Consider the following 17,157-nt stretch of genomic DNA (forward strand, 5'->3'; position numbering starts at 1 on the left):
CGGTCGAGCGGGCGATCAACAGGTTGAAGCAGTCCCGGGCCGTGGCCACTCGCTACGACAAACGCGGCTACGTCTTCCTCGGCACTGCCACCACAGCCGCCCTGGTCATTTGGCTTCGCACATGATCGCCCGGACAAGTCCTAGTTGATGGTCAAGGCGTGCTTCGCGGCCGGAGGCGCGAATGGCTGAGGCCGCTCGGCGCTGTTGCGGGTCACGTCGAGTGATGCCCTGGATCTACCGGAGGATGCCGCCGTCCGGGTAGCCCCCGGGCTGCCGAGCACGACCGAGGCAATCGGGGGAACCAGGACGTACGGCAGGGAAGTCATCAGGTTGGCCAGGGCCATGTCCTTGCCGCGGTCCGCCGAGGCAGGGAGCGCCTCGGTGAGAAGCCCGTGACCAGCCCGAGCAGTGTCGGCGCCTGCATCGGGGGATGAACATCCCGACGTTGGCCAGGAGGTACAGGGCGACCCAGCCAGGGCCGACCCTATTCGCGGCGCGTGGTTCCATGCGCTCCGCGTGGCTCGGTCGGCGAACGCGCCGGAAAGTCAGCCGGGGTCGGCCGGATCAGGAGAGCTGATCCGGCCGGCCTCGGCCCCGGGTACCGCCTCACCGGTGCCTCAGTTGGCGTAGACGCCGACCTCGCGCAGTGAGTAGCCCCACTGGGTGCCGCGCTCCAGCCCCTTGATTCGTACGTAGCGCGCCTGAGTTTCGGCGATACGTGCCGTGTCCAGGCCGCCGTCACCGGCGGCCGTGGACCACACCGTCTTCCAGTTCGTACCGTCTGCCGACAGCTCGACGCGGTACGACTTCGCGTACGCCGCCTGCCAGTCGAGGGTGACGCGCTTGACCGGCTTCGCGGATCCGAGGTCGATCCGTAGCCATTGGTCGTTGTTCCACTCGCTGGCCCAGCGGGTGCCGATGTCGCCGTCCACGGCCTTGCCGGGTGCGAAGCTGACGGCCGGGTTCCACCACTCCGATGAGGATGCCGAGGCGGTCGCGCCCGAGGCCAGGTTCTCCCCGGACTTGTGCTTCTCGGTGTTCCCCCAGGTGCGGAGGTAGGACTCGGCGCCCGTGAAGAGGGCGTCCACGACTCCTTGGCCGCCGACGATCCGGATGTCCTCGATCCAGTCCGGGACCATGCCGTAGTGCGCGGCGCCGTCGGTGTTGAAGTCCCACGTGCGCTCGCCGGTGGTCTGCTTGTCGATCACCGAGCCGCCGTCCGTGCTGCGGAAGGGGTACTTCACCGGGTTCGGGGTGTCCCCGCCCCGCGGGCCCGGCCAGCCGCCGACACCGTTCATGTCGGTGCCGTAGCCGTAGCCGACCTTGTACTTCTCGCGCAGCGCGTCCGTGCGTTTGGCCTCCGCGCTGAACGCCTCGGAGCCGCTCATGTACTGAGCGGCGAACCCGCCGAGCTTGTAGAGCCGTTCGGTCCAGCCCAGGTCCATCCAACTGTGCGAGGAGATGACGCCCGGGTACGACTCGGACTCGAGGATGTCGAAGGCTTGATCCGCGGCCTTGACGCTCATGTGGTCGACTTCCAGCATCATCTTGCGTTTCATCATGCCGCGGACCGCGTACGCTCCCAGGTCGGTCAGCCCGCGGGTGTTGCACTGCGCGCCCGAGGCGTACGTGGGGACGGACACCCCCTTCGGGAGCCGCTTCTCCGCCTCCGGTGCTACCGCGTTTCCGATGGGGTTGTCGTGCTGTGGGCCGCGGCAGGTCTCCGTCTTCCAGAAGGTGCCGGTCGACAGGAACTGGCCGACGTTGATGGCCGTGCCGAGGGTGCCGGAGTCGAAGCGCACCCCGCACAGGGCGTTGTCGAACTTGTGGCACAGGAACATGCTGCGCACGCCCAGGTTGTACAGCTCGTCCAGGCCGCGGTCGATGTCCTCCTTGCTGCACTGCGCCTTGTCCAGGATCTGCTTGCAGCCGAACGGCTCCGAGGTCTCGACGCCCAGGACGACGGCCAGCTTGCCCTGCTCGATGACCTTTCGGGCCTGCGCGCTGTCGGTGACGATCCGGAACCAGCCCTTGCCCGGGCCGCCGTACATCTTGTCGATGAAGGCCTGCATGTCGTATGTCTTCTTCGCCTCGAGACGAATGGCGGTCATCTCGTCGCAGCTACGGTCCTTGAAGAAGTAGACCGAGCAGATCACGCCGTTGGTGACCAGGTCGTTGACCAGTACCCGCTGGCCGCCGCGCCATGCCCGCTCGATCCAGGCGTAGTAGTTCTGCTGGTGGGTCAGCGAGTCGTGGGCGGGCCAGTCCTTGAAGGTGGGCCACCCGTTGGGGTCGTGCTTGCCGTCTCCGCCCTTGGTGATCATGTCGAAGATGGCGAGCGAGCCGTCGGGGTAGTGCTCGGGGCAGTCCTTGAGCGCGTCGGTGACGCCCTGCTCCGAGAACGGCTTGCCGCAGATCAGCCGGCCGCCGAAGCCCTCGTTGGACATGATGTGGTCGTGGGCGTCGACGAAGCCGCGTACGTGCCCCTGGGCGTCAGTGCCCTTGAAGGGCTCGCCCGTGACGTTGATCTGAGCCTCGGGTGTGGGCCGCGCGGTCGGATCCCACCAGTTGGACCCCGCCGCGGAGCTGGGCGTCGGGCCGAGTGCCAGAGCCATCGCGGAGAGGAGCAGTAAGACCACCGTGAGGGATCTGAGCCTGCGGCGCAGAGGTTGAACCATGATCATCGCGTTGATCCTTAAATGTGAGCCAGACTCATGTTCTACTGGTACGTTAGGGACGCGAGCCCGCAACGCCAACCCCCTGACGGGGGCTATCGCCGGGAAATGGGAAGAGCACCCCACCGGAACGGCCGCCGGTGGCGTCGCTCACTCCGACCGAGATGGTCACTCTTCATGAGGGTTCACCTCTTTGGCGCGTCCGGAGCCCGGGGGCGGAGCGCGGCTCCGACGGGCCTGCCCAGTGGGATCGGTGTTCGGTCAAGGCCGCGCCGGCCGGGGTGAGCCGCGGATCCGGTTCCCAGGTGATCGGGCCATGGCTCCGGCATCGCGTCCGGCGCGGCCAGACCGAGGATTCCCGCGAGGTGGCCGAGCGAGCGACGGAGGGCGGTCAGGGCCACCACATTGGGTCGGCCGACGGCAGATACCGGTGGCGGCCGTGCCGTTCCTCGGCCCAACTCCCGTGCCGTTCCGGGCCGGCGGTCGAGGAGGGTCAGGGACATGTCGGCCCGGGTGCCGCCGCGAGCAGCCGTGCCACCGCCACCGCCGTCGCTGATCGTCGGGGGCGGCGGAACTCGTCCTCATCGACCACCAGGACCCGCCGACGTGGCGGCGATCTCGGACGCGCTGGACCGCTTCAACCTCGACGCCACGGGCATGGACGACCGACGTCCCCTCGCCGTCCTGGTCTGTGAGCCCGGCGGCACCGGGCTCGGCAGCCGGATCCTGCGCCGGGCCGAGGGCGACCGCCGTACAGGGTGGCCTGGGTGCGGTTCACCAGGCCGGGTTTGGTCAGCAGCCGGGAGACGTAGGTGCGGACCGTGGTCTCGGCGACGTGGAGTTCGGTGGCGATGGCCCGGTTGCCCGGGCCGCGCCCGAGGCGGTCGAGGGTCTCCTGTTCGCGGGTGCTGAGCGCGTCGGCGGCGCCCGGGGGGGCGGGCGATGGGGGCGGGGTCGTGTAGGTGCGCTCGATGAGGGTGCGTATGAGGGCGGGCGCGAGGACGGGGTCGCCTTCGTGGACGGTGCGGTTTCGTGCACGATCCCGCCTACGGCCCATGCCATCGGCACGGTCCTCAGCGAGGCGGGGTACCCGATCAACACCGAGTTCGGAGGTCACGGCATCGGATCGACGATGCACCAGGACCCGCACGTTCCGAAGCTCTGGAACGCCGGCCCGAGGCAGTCGACAACGGGTTCATCGTCTACCGCGGTCTGTGCGTGGTAGGCGTCGACGCCCCCATCGCAGACTGCCTCTGCCCGGCCGGTTTCACCGTCCTCGGACCCGGGAGGGGGCCGACGCCGGCGAGGCCGCCGCCTGTCCCCTCACATCCCGCGCGCCGTCCACAGGTACGGTGTCTTTTTACGTCATCTGCGCCCTTGTGCATAAGCGGTCAGTGACCGGCTGTGTAAGCGGTATGCCGGGCGGGCGGCTTATCGCTCCCCCCGGGGTACGGATACTCCCAGTCCGGACGCGTACCGGGTGGGAGTCCGGCCTCACCCGGCTCGGCCGTGACCCGTCTTCGCCGAGAAGGGCCGGGGCCGCCACGAACACCTCCTGGCGTCAGGTCGCCTCCCGTCGGGATACCGCATGATGATGGGCTGTGGTCATTCCGCCAGGCGGGTGCCGCGGCGCCAGATGGCGCGGGTGTTGAGAGTGTCGCTGATGTTGCTGGTCGGGTCGCCGTCGACCAGCAGAAGGTCGGCGCGGAGTCCCTCGGCGATGCGGCCCCGGTCGCTGAGGTGGAAGCGGCGGGCTGTGGTCGTTGTGGCCGCGCGCAAGGCCCGTGCGGGCGTCAGGCCGGCTGCCACGAGGTATTGCAGTTCGTGGTGCAGGCTCGCTCCGTGCGCCAGGCCCCCGAAGAACGTCTCGGGCATGGAGACGTCGGTGCCGGCCAGCACGTCGACGCCGGCGGCGTCCAGAGCGCGCACGGTGTCGTACACGTCGTCGAGCTTGCCCTGCGGGTAGCGGTTGTAGCTGGAGCGCAGGGTCTGGTCCCACGTGCTGTCCAGGCGTGCGGCGACCCGGGGATCGTCGGCGAGTCCACTGCCGGTGATCCCCATCATCGAGGCATTGAGGCTGATGCAGGGAATGACGAACATGCCCGCGTCCTTGATGAGGCTGATGATCTCGGCGGTGTGCGGCTGGTCCATGAACACGTGGGTGACGCCGTCGATGCCGGCTTCGGCGGCCATCCTGGTGGCCTCCAGGGTCAGCGCGTGGGCCACGGTGAGGGCCCCGTACTTCTTGGCTTCCGCCACACCGGCGTTCACGGTGGCCTGGTCGAGCGACGGCAGCCCAGGGTGTCCCTCCACGCTGCCGTCGTCGATCATGAACTTGATGAAGTCGGATCCCCGGCCGAGGAGTTGGGGGACGAAGGCGGCCGCTTCCTCCGGCGTGGTGGAGAACGGCATCAGGGGCATCACCGGGGGGAGGTCCCACTTGGGCCGGAATCCCTCGGGCATCAGCTCACTCGGGTGACCACCGGGCGGTGTGATGCCGAAGCCTGCGGAGCGCACGTCGGCCACGGTGTCGTCGTCGCTGATGAGCCCCCGGTTCTCCCGGGTGTTCATCCCCTGCATCTCCAGTTCGGTCGTCACCCCGAACCGCAGGGCGAGCGCCAGGGAACCCGGGGCGGAGTGAACATGGGCGTCGATGAGCCCCGGCAGCAGTGTGGCGCCGCTGCCGTCGACGATCTCGCTGCCCCGGGGGGCATCGCCACCGACACGGGCGATCCTCCTGCCGTCGATGACCACGGTCTGCACGCCGACCGTCTTCTCCCCGTCGAAGACCCGGGCGTTGGTGATCGCGGTGAGTGCCATGAGCGGTCCGCCTCGTTTTCTTGCTCGTCAATATTTACATACCTGATGCTATGCACTTGCTGGATGGTATGCAAATGCACGACGGAGGACCTAGACTCAGGCACATGAGCAGCGCGTCGTTCTCTGAACAGCCCCCCGACGACCTGGCGTTGGACCAGATCGGCCCGGCGCTGTCACGTCTGCGACGACGCGCACCCGCTTCGAGCAAGGACCTCTCCCGCAACCTCGTACTCAATGTGATCGCCGATGCGCCGGGCGAGATGACCGTCGGTGGCCTCGCTGCCGAGATGGGCGTCGCCCAGCCGGTGGCCAGCCGGACCGTCGCCGCATGCATAGACGACGGGTTGCTGCGCCGGGCGGCGTCCCAGTTCGATGGACGCCGTACCGTGCTCGAACTCACCGAGCACGGTGAGGCTGAGCGCAACCGCTTTGCCGCTGAGCAGCGAAAAGCGTTCCTGGAGATCACCGCTGCCTGGTCTCCGGAGGAGCGGGTTCAGTTCGCGCGCCTCTTGGTCCGGTACGGCGCTGATGCCACCGCATGGTCCAGGACACAGGCCACAAGGCGCGACTGAGCGAGGCGACAGCGGTGCGTCCGACATTGGGCTCGGGCCGGGAAACGGCCGGATGGGCGGCCTCCGCGGCGCCGACCTGGGGGAGGGCCGATCCCTGCCGGATTGGCTGTGGGCAGTCGACCACTGACCGGTCGGTGCCCGCGGGAGTTGAGCGGGCCCGGGTGGACAGTGCACTTCGTGAGCCGTGACATGCCCGCGCCCACGCTCCACGACCACGCGTTCTTTCCTGGACGTACAGCCCGGCCACTTGGCCTTCCCTGGTGGCGTGAGGAGAGCATCGTGACCTACGTGATTGCCCAGCCCTGCGTCGATGTTGAAGGACAAGGCGTGCATCGAGGAATGCCCGGTTGACTGCGTCTACGAGGAGCAGCGCTCTTTGTGTATCCATCCGGACGAGTGCGTCGACTGCGGGGCCTGCGAGCCCGTCTGCCCGGTCGAGGCCATCTGCGGTGACGTGTAGCCCCGCGTATCCGTATCGTCCGCGGCGCGGGGACACGCCCGCGCCGGAACCGGGGAGCATCCCAGGTATGTCGCCGACAGCGGCGCCATCCCCCGCCGGCGCGCCCCATTGCCACCGTGGAGGAGCCGACCCCGTCCGCCGGGGTCTCTCTCCGCGGGAAGACCCCGTCCGCCGGCCGGTGTGCCGGGCTCCCGCACTCCGAGCCCGGCCCTCATGGGGAGGAGGGGCCGCGGTCCTGCTTGCTTTCCTCCTCGTGCCGCCCATACTCGTCGAGCAGTAGGTGTGTGGTGATGTTGATGTGTCGGCTGAGCGCCTCGACGACGCCTGGTACGTCCCGTTCGATGGCGCGATCGCAGATGGTCTTGTGCTCTGCCGCGATATCGCGGTTGCTGTGCTCGGTCGGTGTGCGGGCCCAGCAGCGGTAGACCTCCGCTGCCTCGCGAAGCTGTGTGGCGATGTCCCGCAGTTGCCGGTTGGAGCATCCCTCCAGCAGGACGCGGTGGAAGCGGGCATGGGCGTGCAGCCAGCGTTCGTTGATTTCGCCGGCGTCGCCGAAGAAGGGAACGCGGGCGAGATGGTGGTGCGCGGCGAGCAGATCGGACTCCCACTCGATGGTGCCGGCGGTGACGGACTCACGGACAAGGTGGGTCTCGATGAACACGCGGGCCTCGGTCAGCTCCTCCAGGCGCTCGGGTGAGACGGTGACGACCCGGAACCCCTGCTGCGGCGCGAAGGTCGCCAGCCCCTGGCCGACCAGCCGGGGCAGTGCCTCCCGCAGCACCCCGCTGCTGGCGCCGTACTTCTCCTTCAGTGCCTCCACGCGCAGACGTGAACCGGGTTCGTGCCGCCCGTTGAGGATGTCCGCGCGCAGCCGCTGGTAGATCTCCTCGGCACGCGTCATGGAGCTGGTATTCGCCATGTCGCAGATTCTAGCGCACCTAGATATTTTAAAAAAATCTCGAGATTTTATTGACGTGTCGACTGCGAAGGGCGTTGACTCCAGTCATCCAGAAGCAGGAAGACCGGAGGCAGCGAGCTATGCGGACGACGACCAGAGCAGGACGGATGTGCCTGGTGACCGGAGAGGCGGTGATCGATGTCGAGCAGGCCAGTGCGGGCCGGTTCCCGGCTGATCCGCTGACAGTGTTCGAGGAGTGGGACGTGTTCCGGTCCTGGGCCGCTGAGCTGGAGGCTGTGGATGTCCAGGCGCCGACGGGACCGGACGGCAGCGCCTCGCCGACGCCGCGGCAGGTGTTCGCGATCGGGCTGAACTACCGCGACCACGCCGAGGAGGCCGGACTGGCGGTGCCTGAGTCCCCGTCGGTCTTCACCAAGTTCGCCACGTCCCTCACCGGCCCCGACACGCAGCTACGGCTGCCCGGCGGCCGCGTTGACTGGGAGGCCGAGCTGGTGGTGGTGATGGGGCGCCGGGCGGAGCACGTTGCCGCCGGGGACGCCTGGTCCTACGTGGCCGGGCTGACCGTGGGGCAGGACTACTCCGAGCGCGATGTGCAGTCCGTGGGCCCCGTGCCGCAGTTCTCTCTCGGCAAGTCCTTCCCCGGATTCGCGCCGACCGGCCCGGTGCTGGTCACGGCCGACGAGTTCGCCGATCCGGACGACCTGGCGATCGAGTGCCTCGTCAACGGGGAGAGCGTCCAGAAGTCACGAACCTCTTCGATGATCTTCCCGGTCCCGGAACTGATCGCACGGCTGTCCGCCGTGTGCCCGCTGCTGCCGGGCGACCTGATCTTCACCGGCACCCCCTCAGGAGTGGGGCACGCCCGCACCCCCCAGCGCTACCTGCGGCCGGGAGACGAGGTCGTCACCCGTATCGAGGGCATCGGACAGCTCCGGCAGACCTGTGTCGCCGCCTGAGAGAAGGGCACCCCATGGCTTTGCACAGGCTTCAGTCACTCACCGTCGGAGTGCCGGATGTGGCCGAGGCGGCCGACTACTACGTCGACTTCGGACTCGCGCAGGTGGCACCGGGACGGTTCGCCACCGTCGAGGGCGGTGAGCAGTTCTTCCTCGAGCACTCTCCCGTCCGGCGGCTGCTGGGAATGGCGGTCGCCGCCGACGACGGCGACGACCTGGACCGGATCGCCGCGAACCTGGACCGGCTTCAGTTGCCGTGCGAACGCGACACCGGCTCCCTGCGCACCAGGGAACCCGTCGCCGGTGTATCGGTCGAGGTCCGTGTCGCACCCCGGCTGACCCGGGTCACCGTTGCGGCCACCCCGTACAACGGCCCCGGACGCCTGGACCGCGCCGGCACCCGGGCACCCGTGCTCTCCCGCACCGACCCGGTCCGGCCCCTGGCCCTGGGCCACGTCGTCATCGGTTCGGTGGAGCAGAAGTCGACCCAGCGGTTCTTCACCGAAGGGCTCGGTTTCAAGGTCAGCGATGTCGTCCCCGGCACGGCCGCGTTCATGCGCTGCTCCACCGACCACCACAACGTCCTGGTGCAGCAGGCGCCACTGAACTTCCTGCACCACACCTCGTGGCAGGTGACGGATGTCGACGAGGTGGGCCGGGGCGCCACGCGCATGCTCACCGAGCACCCGGAACGTCATGTGTGGGGGCTCGGCCGCCACCACATCGGGTCGAACTTCTTCTGGTACCTCAAGGACCCGGCCGGCAACTTCAGCGAGTACTACGCCGACATGGACTGCATCGTCGACGACCAACTGTGGACGCCACGCTCCTTCGAGGGCATGCAGGCGCTCTATGCCTGGGGACCTCCGCCTCCGCCGTCGTTCCTCGCCCCCGAGGACCTGGCCGCGCTGATGACCGGCGCCCACACGGCCAACGACTGAGCGTCCCCGACACCGTGAAGCACGGCGAGGCACGCGGCCCCGCCGCACGCTCTGCCCGCTTCACACCGGCGAGTCCCGGACCGCCTTCCTCGGGCCGACCCGCCGTCGGCGCGCCGCACAGAAGTACCTCCGCCCCTTCCCGCAGCGCCGCGGTCAGCGGTCGCGACGGGTGAGAGCGCCGAGATCGGAGTCGGAACATTGAGCACATCAGCGTTGGCCCGCCGGGGCGGCGGTCGTCCCCGGGGCCTTCATCGCGGGCGGGCACCGCACTCGCCGTCGGCCCGGCAGTGATGACACTGGAGGGTTTCGACCTTGTCGCCTTCGGAGCGAGGACACCGCTGCTGAAGCCGCCCTGCTTCGGCACCACGGTGATGTTCTGCGCCATGGCGGCCCTGTCGTTCCTGCTCATCTTCGGGGTGAACACCTGGTTTGCCGCAGATGACGCAGACGGCGGACTATCCGGTGCAGGACTCCCAGACCTTCCTCGTCCTGCTGAACCTTGGCGCCACCGCCGGCGGGCTCGCCATGTCGCTCCTGGCCGACCGTGCCGGATCACGGGGGCCGATCACGGCCTGCTTCGTCCTCGGAGCCTGCGATCGTCGCCATGAGTACTCAGCTTCCGCTGCCGGTGCTCTACGCCCTCGTCCCGCCGTCCTCGGCGCAGCCCTCACCCTGGCTGCCGGCGGACGAGCACCACGAAACCAGGGCCGTCCCGCTCCATCGCCGCGCGCCAAGGAGCCGACGGCCGGACACACACAATGAGAGAGCACACCATGGACACCTACGATGTCGCCGTCGTCGGCTGCGGCCCGGTGGGGCTGACCCTCGCACGGCTGCTGGCGATGAAGGGGTTGCGGGTCGCCGCCATCGACCCCAACCGGCTCGTCTGCCATCATCCGCGCGCCACCCATCTCGACGACGAGACGATGCGCCTTCTACAGACCCTCGGCGCGCAGGACATGGAACACCGGTTTCTGCGCCAGACCGCCTGGACACTGCACCGGGAGGACGGGCGGGCCTTCCTTCAGCAGATGCTGCCCGAGGAGGAGTCGGACCAGGGCTGGCGCACCGACTACCAGTTCCACCAGCCGGACTTCGAGTCGCGGCTGCGGGGGCTGCTCGCGGCCGACGCCGGGGTGGACCTCTGGTTCGGCTGGACGGTCAGCGCGATGGAGCAAGATGACACAGCGGCGCGGCTGACGCTGCTCGACCGGTCGACCGGAGCCGAAACCACGCTTACGGCCGGTTACGCCGTCGGCTCGGACGGCGCCAACTCCTTCGTCCGGCAGGCGATGAACGCTGAGGTCGAGGACCTCCACGGCACTCAGCGCTCCCTCATCATCGACATCCACCCCTTCGAACACCCCGCACAGCTCCCGGCGGACAGCGGATTCATCCTGTGCCGGGGGAAGCGGCCCGTGACCTACCTGCCGATCTTCCCGCCGATGCTCCGTTTCGAGTTCATGCTGCTCGACGAGGACGACGCCGCAGAACTCGAACGACCGCAGTCGGTGTACGAGCTGCTGAGCCGCTGGCTGGAACCGGGCAGCTACCGGATCATGCGCACCGACACCTACCAGTGGCACGCCCGGCTCGTGCGCGGCTGGCGGTCGGGCCGCCTGCTGCTCGCCGGGGACGCCGCACACCAGATGCCTCCCATGCTCGGCCAGGGCATGTGCTCCGGGCTGCGCGACGCGGCGAACCTGGCATGGAAGCTCGCCGCCGTCGTGAAGGGCGAGAGCCCCTCGGCGCTGCTCGATACCTACGAAAGTGAGCGCGCCCCGCACGTGCGCCCCTATATCGAGGAATCCGCCCGGCAGTCCAACCTGATCGAAGCGCTCGGTACGGGCGCGGTTCCCGAGCCGAACGGAACGCGGACGATCGAGAGGTTCCGGCCGCTGCTGGGACCGGGCCTGGTCACCCAGCCCGGCGGCGCCATCGGGCAGTTGAGCCCGCAGCCGCGCGGCGCGACGGGGGAGAGGCTGGACGATGCGAGCGGATACGGCTTCACCGTTGTCGGGAGCCCGGAGGTGACCTCCGCCGTGTCCGCGGACGTGCGGCAGATGTGGCGCCGGCTGGACGCCGTGGTCGTCCCGGAGACCGGACCGGCCGTCGACCGCTGGCTGGCCGCCCACTCGGCGGTCGCGGCGATCATCCGTCCGGACCGCTACACCTTCGCGCTGGCCACCGACACGGCGGAACTGGAGCAGGCCACCCACGACCTGGCGCGGACGGCATCGACACAGGAGGCGGGGGCGTGAAGAAGTACGCGGCCGGGATGAGGTGGGGGGAGGGACCCCGCTGGCAGCGCGGTGCGCTGTGGCTGTCCGACACACAGGGCGGGAAGCTGTGGACCGACCACGACGGTCCCTGGCGGGGCATCCGGCTGGACGCGGTACCCAATGGCTTGTGGTTCCTGCCGGACGGGCGGCTGGCCGGCGCCATGATGCATGAGCGGCGCATCGGAGTGTGGACCGGTGAGCAGTTCGCCACCTACGCGGATCTGAGCGCGGTGGCCACCGGTCCGCTCGGCGACATGGTCGGCGACCCGCACGGCAACCTCTACGTGGACGATGTCGGCTTCGCCGCGCACGCCGGTGAGCCGCCACGGCCTGGCCGGCTGGTGCGCGTCGCAGCGGACGGGTCGGTACGCGTGGCCACCGAAGACGTCGAGTTCCCCAATGGCCTGGCCCTCGTCGACGACGGTCGCACCCTGCTCGTCGCCGAGACCACCCGGCAACGGCTGACCGCCTTCACCGTCGCGGACGACGGGGCGCTCACGGACCGGCGCACCTACGCCGACCTCGCCCATCTGGTCGGCGCCCACGCCCGGCCGGACGGCATCTGGCCGACACGAGACGGCGTCTGGGTAGCCACCACCACCGGACACGCCGTCGCCCTGGTCCGGGAGAACGAGCTGGTCACCTCGGTGGACACCGGGGCGCTGCTGCCGATCGCGTGCTGTGGCGACGGCGGGAACCGGCTGTTCGTCACCCTCGCCGACACCCAGGGCCTCCCGCTGGGCGAGGCCATGGCCGCGAAGGCGGTGCACACGACGGTCGCACTGTTCGAGGGCACGAAGCAGAGGGAGGCCGGGTGAGCACGAAGCAGCCTGACTGGACCCCGACGCCACGGGCCGTCGAACACTCCCGGATCACCGACTTCGCGCGGTTCGCCTCGCGCCGCGCCGGACGCGACCTGAGCGGTGACTACCACGCGCTGTGGGCGTGGTCGGTCGATGACGTGAACGGCTTCTGGGCCGCGGTGTGGGACTACTTCCCTCTGCCCGAGCGCCCGGCGGGCCCCGCGCTGGCGACCGAGGCGCTGCCGGGAGGCGTGTGGTTTCCCGGCAGCACGCTGAACTACACGGCCGAAGTCTTCCGCGACCGGACCGGCACCGACATCGCCGTCATCACGGTGACCGAGGACACCGGCCCGGTGGCCATCACCTGGCACGAACTGCGCCGTCAGGTCGCCTCACTCGCGCAGGCGCTCACCGAACTCGGCGTACGCATGGGCGACCGGGTGGTGGGGTACCTCCCCAACGGCGTGCAGGCCGTCGTGGCCTTCCTCGCCACCGCCGGCCTGGGCGCGACCTGGGCGGTGTGCGGGCAGGACTACACCGCCGCCGCGGCCGAAGCACGGTTCGCGCAGCTCCGGCCGACCGTGCTGATCGCCGCGACCGGCTGTCTCCACGGCGGAAAGCACATCGACCGCCGCGCCGATGTACAAGCCCTGCGCGACGCACTGCCGACCCTCACGGCGACCATCGCCGTGGGGGACGCGACAGGGGCGGTGCCCGGTGCCCTCCCGTGGTCCGCGCTCACCGAGCGTGATGCCGAACTGGCCCCCGTACCAGTCCCGTTCGACCACCCGCTGTGGGTGGTGTTCTCCTCGGGCACGACGGGACGGCCGAAGGGCATCGTGCACGGGCACGGCGGGGTCGTGCTCGAGCAGCTCAAGAACCTGGGCCTGCACCTGGGCCTGCGCCCCGGGGACCGTCTGCTCTGGCACACCACACCGAGCTGGATGATGTGGAACGTCCTGGTGGCCGGCCTGCTACTGGGCGCCACAGCCGTCTGTTACGAGGGCAGCCCGGCCCATCCCGGCACCGATGCGCTCTGGCGGCTCGCGGCCCGACTGGAGGTGAACGTCCTGGGCACCAGCCCCGGCTACCTGGCGGCGTGCCGCAAGGCCGGTGTGCGGCTCGCCGACCACCATCCGGCCTCGCTCGAGCGCCTGGGGGTCACCGGCTCGGCGTTCCCCGAAGACCTGCAACACTGGGTCGCCGGCGAGCTCGGGCCCCGGACACAGGTAGTGAGCACCAGTGGCGGCACCGACGTGGTCACCGCGTTCCTCGGCGCCGCACCCACCACGCCGGTCTGGGCCGGTGAGCTGTCCGCCCCCTGCCTGGGCGTGGCCGTGGAAGCCTTCGGCCCGGACGGCAGGCCGGTGCGGGGTGGCGAGGTGGGGGAGCTGGTGGTGCTCCGGCCGATGCCGTCGATGCCGCTGTACTTCTGGGACGACCCGGACGGCTCGCGCTACCGCGGCGCCTACTTCGACGTCTACCCGGGGGTATGGCGGCACGGCGACTGGATCACCATCACCGACCACGGCTCGGTGATCATGCACGGCCGGTCCGACGCGACGCTGAACCGCCACGGCATACGTATGGGAAGCAGCGACATCTACGGCCCGGTGGAGCAGCTCGAGGAGATCGCGGAAGCCCTCGTCGTCGGGGTCGAGCAGGACGGCGGCGGCTACTGGATGCCGCTGTTCGTCACCACCACCGACGGCATCGACGTCGATGCCGTGCTGAGCGAGAAGATCCGCGACGCCATACGCCACGGCGCCTCTCCCCGCCACGTCCCCGACGAGATCATCCAAGCCCCCGGCATACCGCACACCCGCACCGGCAAGAAACTCGAAGTCCCCGTGAAACGTCTGCTGCGCGGAGAGGCCCAGCACTCCGTGGTCGACCCCGGCAGCGTCGACCGACCCGAACTCATCGACTGGTACGCCCGCACCGGCGCCGCCCACCGCAGGCACGACGGCACCGCTGCCGGCTCCGTTGCGTCCCGGTCACCGAATGGCTGACCGCGCGGCGTCGACCGCCGCCCCGGCAGCGGAGCCGGGGCCCGGAATCCGCCGGGCGGGGGCGGACACCTCTCGCCCCCGCGGGCAGGCAGCCGGTCTTCGGGCTCTTTCCGCCGCCGGCCACCGGCACACCACCACAAGGACATGTGACGAAGGAGTCCTGCCATGACCTACATCGCGCTGGAAGAAGCCTTCACCATCCCGGAGCTGTTCGCGCGCCAGCCCTCGACGCCCCAGAAGATCCAGGTCAGCGACCAGTACGCCAAGGACTGCCGACGCCGCCTGGCCGACTTCGAGGAGCACCGTCTTCCCGAGATGGACGCGCACGGCATCGACATCCAGGTCCTGTCGCTGAGCGTCCCCGGTATCCAGGCCGACACCGACGCCGGCGCCGCCGTCGACAACGCCCGGTTCGCCAACGATCACCTGGCCCGGACCATCGCCCGCCACCCGACCCGCTTCAAGGGGTTCGCCGTCCTGCCTCTGCAGGACCCCGCCGCCGCCGTGATCGAACTCGAACGCTGCGTCGAGCAGCTCGGCTTCAGGGGAGCACTGGTCAACGACCACACGCAGGGCCGGTACCTGGACCATCCCGCGTACAGGGAACTGTGGAGCGCGCTGGAGGAATTCCGGGTGCCGTTGTACCTCCACCCCGGCTCACTGCCCCGCGATGACTGGCACGTGATGCGCGGACGGCCGGAGATGTACGGGGCAAGCTGGAGTTGGCAGGCCGAAACCGGCGGCCACGCTATGCGGCTGGTCTATGCCGGAGTGTTCGACCGGCACCCCGGTGCGACCCTGATCCTCGGGCACCTCGGCGAGTTCCTGCCGTTCCAGCGCTCCCGCTTCGACTCGCGCTACCGCTCGCTCCAGGTCGACGCGCCGCTCGAGCGGATGCCGTCGCAGTACTTCGGGAGCAACATCCTGATCACCACGAGCGGGGTACTGGCCCCGGAGGCCGTGCAGGCCGCCGTGCTGAACATCGGGGCCGACGCGGTCATGTTCGCGATCGACTACCCGTACGAGTCCACCGCCGAAGCGGTGGACTCGATCGAGAAGTGCGACCTTTCACCCGAGGTGAAGGAGAAGATCGCCCATCTGAACGCCCGGCGCGTGCTGGGCATCTGACCAGCATCTGACCAGCACGAAGCCGTGCAGTGCTCGAGGCGACCAGGGCAGGCAAGGTCGACGCGGGATACCGCGGCCTGGCCAACGAGTTCCCCGGCCAGATCATTGCCCCGCCCCGTAATTCGAAGGACGATGCCTCGGTCGGCGACCAGTACGCCTGGCGCGAGCAACGGCGCCGTCGGTCCTCCGCACGGATCTGTGTCGAGCACGCCAATGCCGAACACAAACAGTGGCGCCCGCAGCGTATCCGCGGCCCGCTCCTACCTGGCCTCCCTCACCGTGACCACCGAGCACTCCCGCACCGGCTACAGCCGGAAGAACGCCCTGTCCTCCGTCCTCAACGGCTGCTGAACCCGCTGACCCCAGCGGCATCCTGACCGCCACGCATCGCAGGAAGACCCCGCCCAGCATCCGGGCAACCCGCGGCCTGTGCCGACGACGACCCTGATCCGCCATACCTGGGTAGGCCGCCCGCCCAGCGGCTTACCCAGACACGGCCCAGCACAGAAGAATGGAGCTGGCGGAGCCGGACGAGCTGGACACGGACCCCGTCGCGGCGGTGTCCGCGCTCGCCTTCGCTGCGCTCCAGGCGGTGCAGCAGGCGGCGCCGGAGTACCGGCGGTGCTGGGCCGGACCGAGGAAGCCGAGGCGGAGGCACGGCGGGCGTACTCGACCGAGCAGAACCGCCGCTGGTTCCGCGCGAAGCCCAACAGCGCGGCGCGGTGGCCGCCGCGGCGAAGGCCGCCGACGCCGCCCGGGAACGCACAGCCCAGTACCTCCTGGCCATGCGGCTGGAGCATCTGCATGAGCAGGCCGAGAAGGACCGGCCACGCGAGCTCGCCGCCCGGCTCCTCGACGGCGACAGGGCCGGGGCGGTGATCACATGACCACCGAGCCGAGCAGCGTCGACCTCGCCCGCCAGGCCCTGGCCGCCGCCCGCGGCAGGCGAAAGAGAACCGCGGCCACCGCAAGGAGAAGCCGAAGCGGCGCACCGGCGGCGGGGCGGCCGCGAGCCGCTCGGACTCAGCACCGCGATCACCTGGATGATGACCGAGCGCGGCATGGCCGCCCCGGCTGCCGGCGGCGACATCCTCGCGCAGTGGGACGACATCCTGGCCACGGCCGCCCCTGAACTCACCGGTCACGCCCGCGCGGTGGGGGTCGATGCGGGCACCGGCCGCCTGGGCGTCGTCCCCGACGCCCCGGCCTACGGCACCAAGCTGCGCTGGAGCGCGCCGAAGCTGATCGCGGTGGCCAACACGAAGGTGCCGGACGCGAACGTGCACACCCTGTATGTCCTGCCGCCCGCACCCGGCGACGCTGGCTCCGCCTCGGCGTCCGCCGAGGCGGACCTGCGGCCAGTTTTCCCTGGTCACAGTCGTGTTAGCCGGATGTTAGTGGGGCGGCAGGGGTGCGGCAGTGGTGCGGTAGTGGTCCCGGTCAGAGTTGTTGTCGTACCGAGCAGAGCACGACACCGACCGCTCCGGGGGACCCGAAATGCGTTCCGACACCACTGCCCGCATCGCCCGCCGTCGTACCGTCCGCGTGGCCGCCGCGGTCCTGACCGCGGCCGCCGCCCTGACCCTGAC

At 69.7% G+C, this 17,157-nt stretch carries 13 protein-coding genes and 3 pseudogenes; 12 read left to right on the top strand and 4 right to left on the bottom strand.

What is annotated here, in order from left to right; all coding sequences use genetic code 11:
- Positions 1-617: 617 nt before the first annotated feature.
- Positions 618-2,684, bottom strand: coding sequence for a discoidin domain-containing protein (locus KN815_RS34475; RefSeq protein ID WP_216345784.1), 2,067 nt, complete (start codon positions 2,682-2,684; stop codon positions 618-620).
- Between the two features lie 628 nt (positions 2,685-3,312).
- The gene (locus tag KN815_RS34480) at positions 3,313-3,732 is read right to left on the bottom strand and encodes a response regulator transcription factor (RefSeq protein ID WP_216345785.1); all 420 of its coding nucleotides are present in this window, start codon (positions 3,730-3,732) and stop codon (positions 3,313-3,315) included.
- Here KN815_RS34480 and KN815_RS50930 point away from each other — a divergent pair.
- Positions 3,727-3,868: pseudogene (locus KN815_RS50930) on the top strand (type I methionyl aminopeptidase); the annotation flags it as partial. The gene KN815_RS34480 and the pseudogene KN815_RS50930 overlap by 6 nt on opposite strands.
- A gap of 412 nt (positions 3,869-4,280) precedes the next feature.
- On the opposite strand, the gene KN815_RS34485 reads toward KN815_RS50930, so the two are convergent.
- On the bottom strand, positions 4,281-5,495 hold the full coding sequence (locus KN815_RS34485; RefSeq protein WP_216345786.1) for an amidohydrolase family protein: 1,215 nt from the start codon (positions 5,493-5,495) through the stop codon (positions 4,281-4,283).
- Positions 5,496-5,599: 104 nt separating this feature from the next.
- Between KN815_RS34485 and KN815_RS34490 the strand changes: the two genes are divergently transcribed.
- Positions 5,600-6,067 (top strand): MarR family winged helix-turn-helix transcriptional regulator, encoded by a 468-nt coding sequence (locus KN815_RS34490; protein WP_216345787.1) that lies wholly within the window; start codon positions 5,600-5,602, stop codon positions 6,065-6,067.
- 279 nt (positions 6,068-6,346) lie between these two features.
- A pseudogene (locus KN815_RS34495) lies at positions 6,347-6,512 on the top strand (ferredoxin family protein); the annotation flags it as partial.
- 226 nt (positions 6,513-6,738) lie between these two features.
- Here the strand turns inward: KN815_RS34495 and KN815_RS34500 are convergent.
- Positions 6,739-7,446: a GntR family transcriptional regulator gene (locus KN815_RS34500; protein WP_216345788.1), complete on the bottom strand. Its 708-nt coding sequence runs from the start codon at positions 7,444-7,446 to the stop codon at positions 6,739-6,741.
- Positions 7,447-7,565: 119 nt separating this feature from the next.
- Between KN815_RS34500 and KN815_RS34505 the strand changes: the two genes are divergently transcribed.
- From KN815_RS34505 to KN815_RS52720, 9 genes and pseudogenes are all read left to right on the top strand, one after another.
- On the top strand, positions 7,566-8,402 hold the full coding sequence (locus KN815_RS34505) for a fumarylacetoacetate hydrolase family protein (RefSeq protein WP_216345789.1): 837 nt from the start codon (positions 7,566-7,568) through the stop codon (positions 8,400-8,402).
- A gap of 14 nt (positions 8,403-8,416) precedes the next feature.
- A complete protein-coding gene (locus KN815_RS34510; protein WP_216345790.1) occupies positions 8,417-9,343 on the top strand; it encodes a VOC family protein in 927 nt (308 codons plus the stop codon).
- A 773-nt stretch (positions 9,344-10,116) separates the two neighbouring features.
- Positions 10,117-11,604, top strand: a complete 1,488-nt coding sequence (locus KN815_RS34515) for a bifunctional 3-(3-hydroxy-phenyl)propionate/3-hydroxycinnamic acid hydroxylase (protein WP_216345791.1) — start codon at positions 10,117-10,119, stop codon at positions 11,602-11,604.
- Positions 11,601-12,443, top strand: coding sequence for an SMP-30/gluconolactonase/LRE family protein (locus KN815_RS34520; protein ID WP_216345792.1), 843 nt, complete (start codon positions 11,601-11,603; stop codon positions 12,441-12,443). Before KN815_RS34515 ends, KN815_RS34520 begins: the two co-directional genes overlap by 4 nt.
- The gene (locus tag KN815_RS34525) at positions 12,440-14,440 is read left to right on the top strand and encodes an acetoacetate--CoA ligase (protein WP_216345793.1); all 2,001 of its coding nucleotides are present in this window, start codon (positions 12,440-12,442) and stop codon (positions 14,438-14,440) included. Before KN815_RS34520 ends, KN815_RS34525 begins: the two co-directional genes overlap by 4 nt.
- Before the next feature lie 165 nt (positions 14,441-14,605).
- On the top strand, positions 14,606-15,568 hold the full coding sequence (locus tag KN815_RS34530; RefSeq protein ID WP_216345794.1) for an amidohydrolase family protein: 963 nt from the start codon (positions 14,606-14,608) through the stop codon (positions 15,566-15,568).
- Between the two features lie 213 nt (positions 15,569-15,781).
- Positions 15,782-15,919 carry a hypothetical protein gene (locus KN815_RS34535; protein ID WP_216345795.1) on the top strand — a complete coding sequence of 46 codons (138 nt, stop codon included), beginning with the start codon at positions 15,782-15,784 and terminating at the stop codon, positions 15,917-15,919.
- A 371-nt stretch (positions 15,920-16,290) separates the two neighbouring features.
- Positions 16,291-16,455, top strand: a complete 165-nt coding sequence (locus KN815_RS50935; RefSeq protein WP_253209416.1) for a hypothetical protein — start codon at positions 16,291-16,293, stop codon at positions 16,453-16,455.
- A gap of 174 nt (positions 16,456-16,629) precedes the next feature.
- Positions 16,630-17,157 (top strand): annotated as a pseudogene (locus tag KN815_RS52720) (hypothetical protein); the annotation flags it as partial.

This window comes from Streptomyces niphimycinicus (genome assembly GCF_018883605.1).
Lineage (GTDB): Bacteria > Actinomycetota > Actinomycetes > Streptomycetales > Streptomycetaceae > Streptomyces > Streptomyces niphimycinicus.

Bases quoted from the DNA above. Each gene is read 5' to 3' on its own strand.
- KN815_RS34475 (WP_216345784.1), bottom strand. From the start codon at position 2,684: ATGATCATGGTTCAACCTCTGCGCCGCAGGCTCAGATCCCTCACGGTG.
- KN815_RS34480 (WP_216345785.1), bottom strand. From the start codon at position 3,732: ATGGGCCGTAGGCGGGATCGTGCACGAAACCGCACCGTCCACGAAGGC.
- KN815_RS34485 (WP_216345786.1), bottom strand. From the start codon at position 5,495: ATGGCACTCACCGCGATCACCAACGCCCGGGTCTTCGACGGGGAGAAG.
- KN815_RS34490 (WP_216345787.1), top strand. From the start codon at position 5,600: ATGAGCAGCGCGTCGTTCTCTGAACAGCCCCCCGACGACCTGGCGTTG.
- KN815_RS34500 (WP_216345788.1), bottom strand. From the start codon at position 7,446: ATGGCGAATACCAGCTCCATGACGCGTGCCGAGGAGATCTACCAGCGG.
- KN815_RS34505 (WP_216345789.1), top strand. From the start codon at position 7,566: ATGCGGACGACGACCAGAGCAGGACGGATGTGCCTGGTGACCGGAGAG.
- KN815_RS34510 (WP_216345790.1), top strand. From the start codon at position 8,417: ATGGCTTTGCACAGGCTTCAGTCACTCACCGTCGGAGTGCCGGATGTG.
- KN815_RS34515 (WP_216345791.1), top strand. From the start codon at position 10,117: ATGGACACCTACGATGTCGCCGTCGTCGGCTGCGGCCCGGTGGGGCTG.
- KN815_RS34530 (WP_216345794.1), top strand. From the start codon at position 14,606: ATGACCTACATCGCGCTGGAAGAAGCCTTCACCATCCCGGAGCTGTTC.
- KN815_RS34535 (WP_216345795.1), top strand. From the start codon at position 15,782: ATGCCGAACACAAACAGTGGCGCCCGCAGCGTATCCGCGGCCCGCTCC.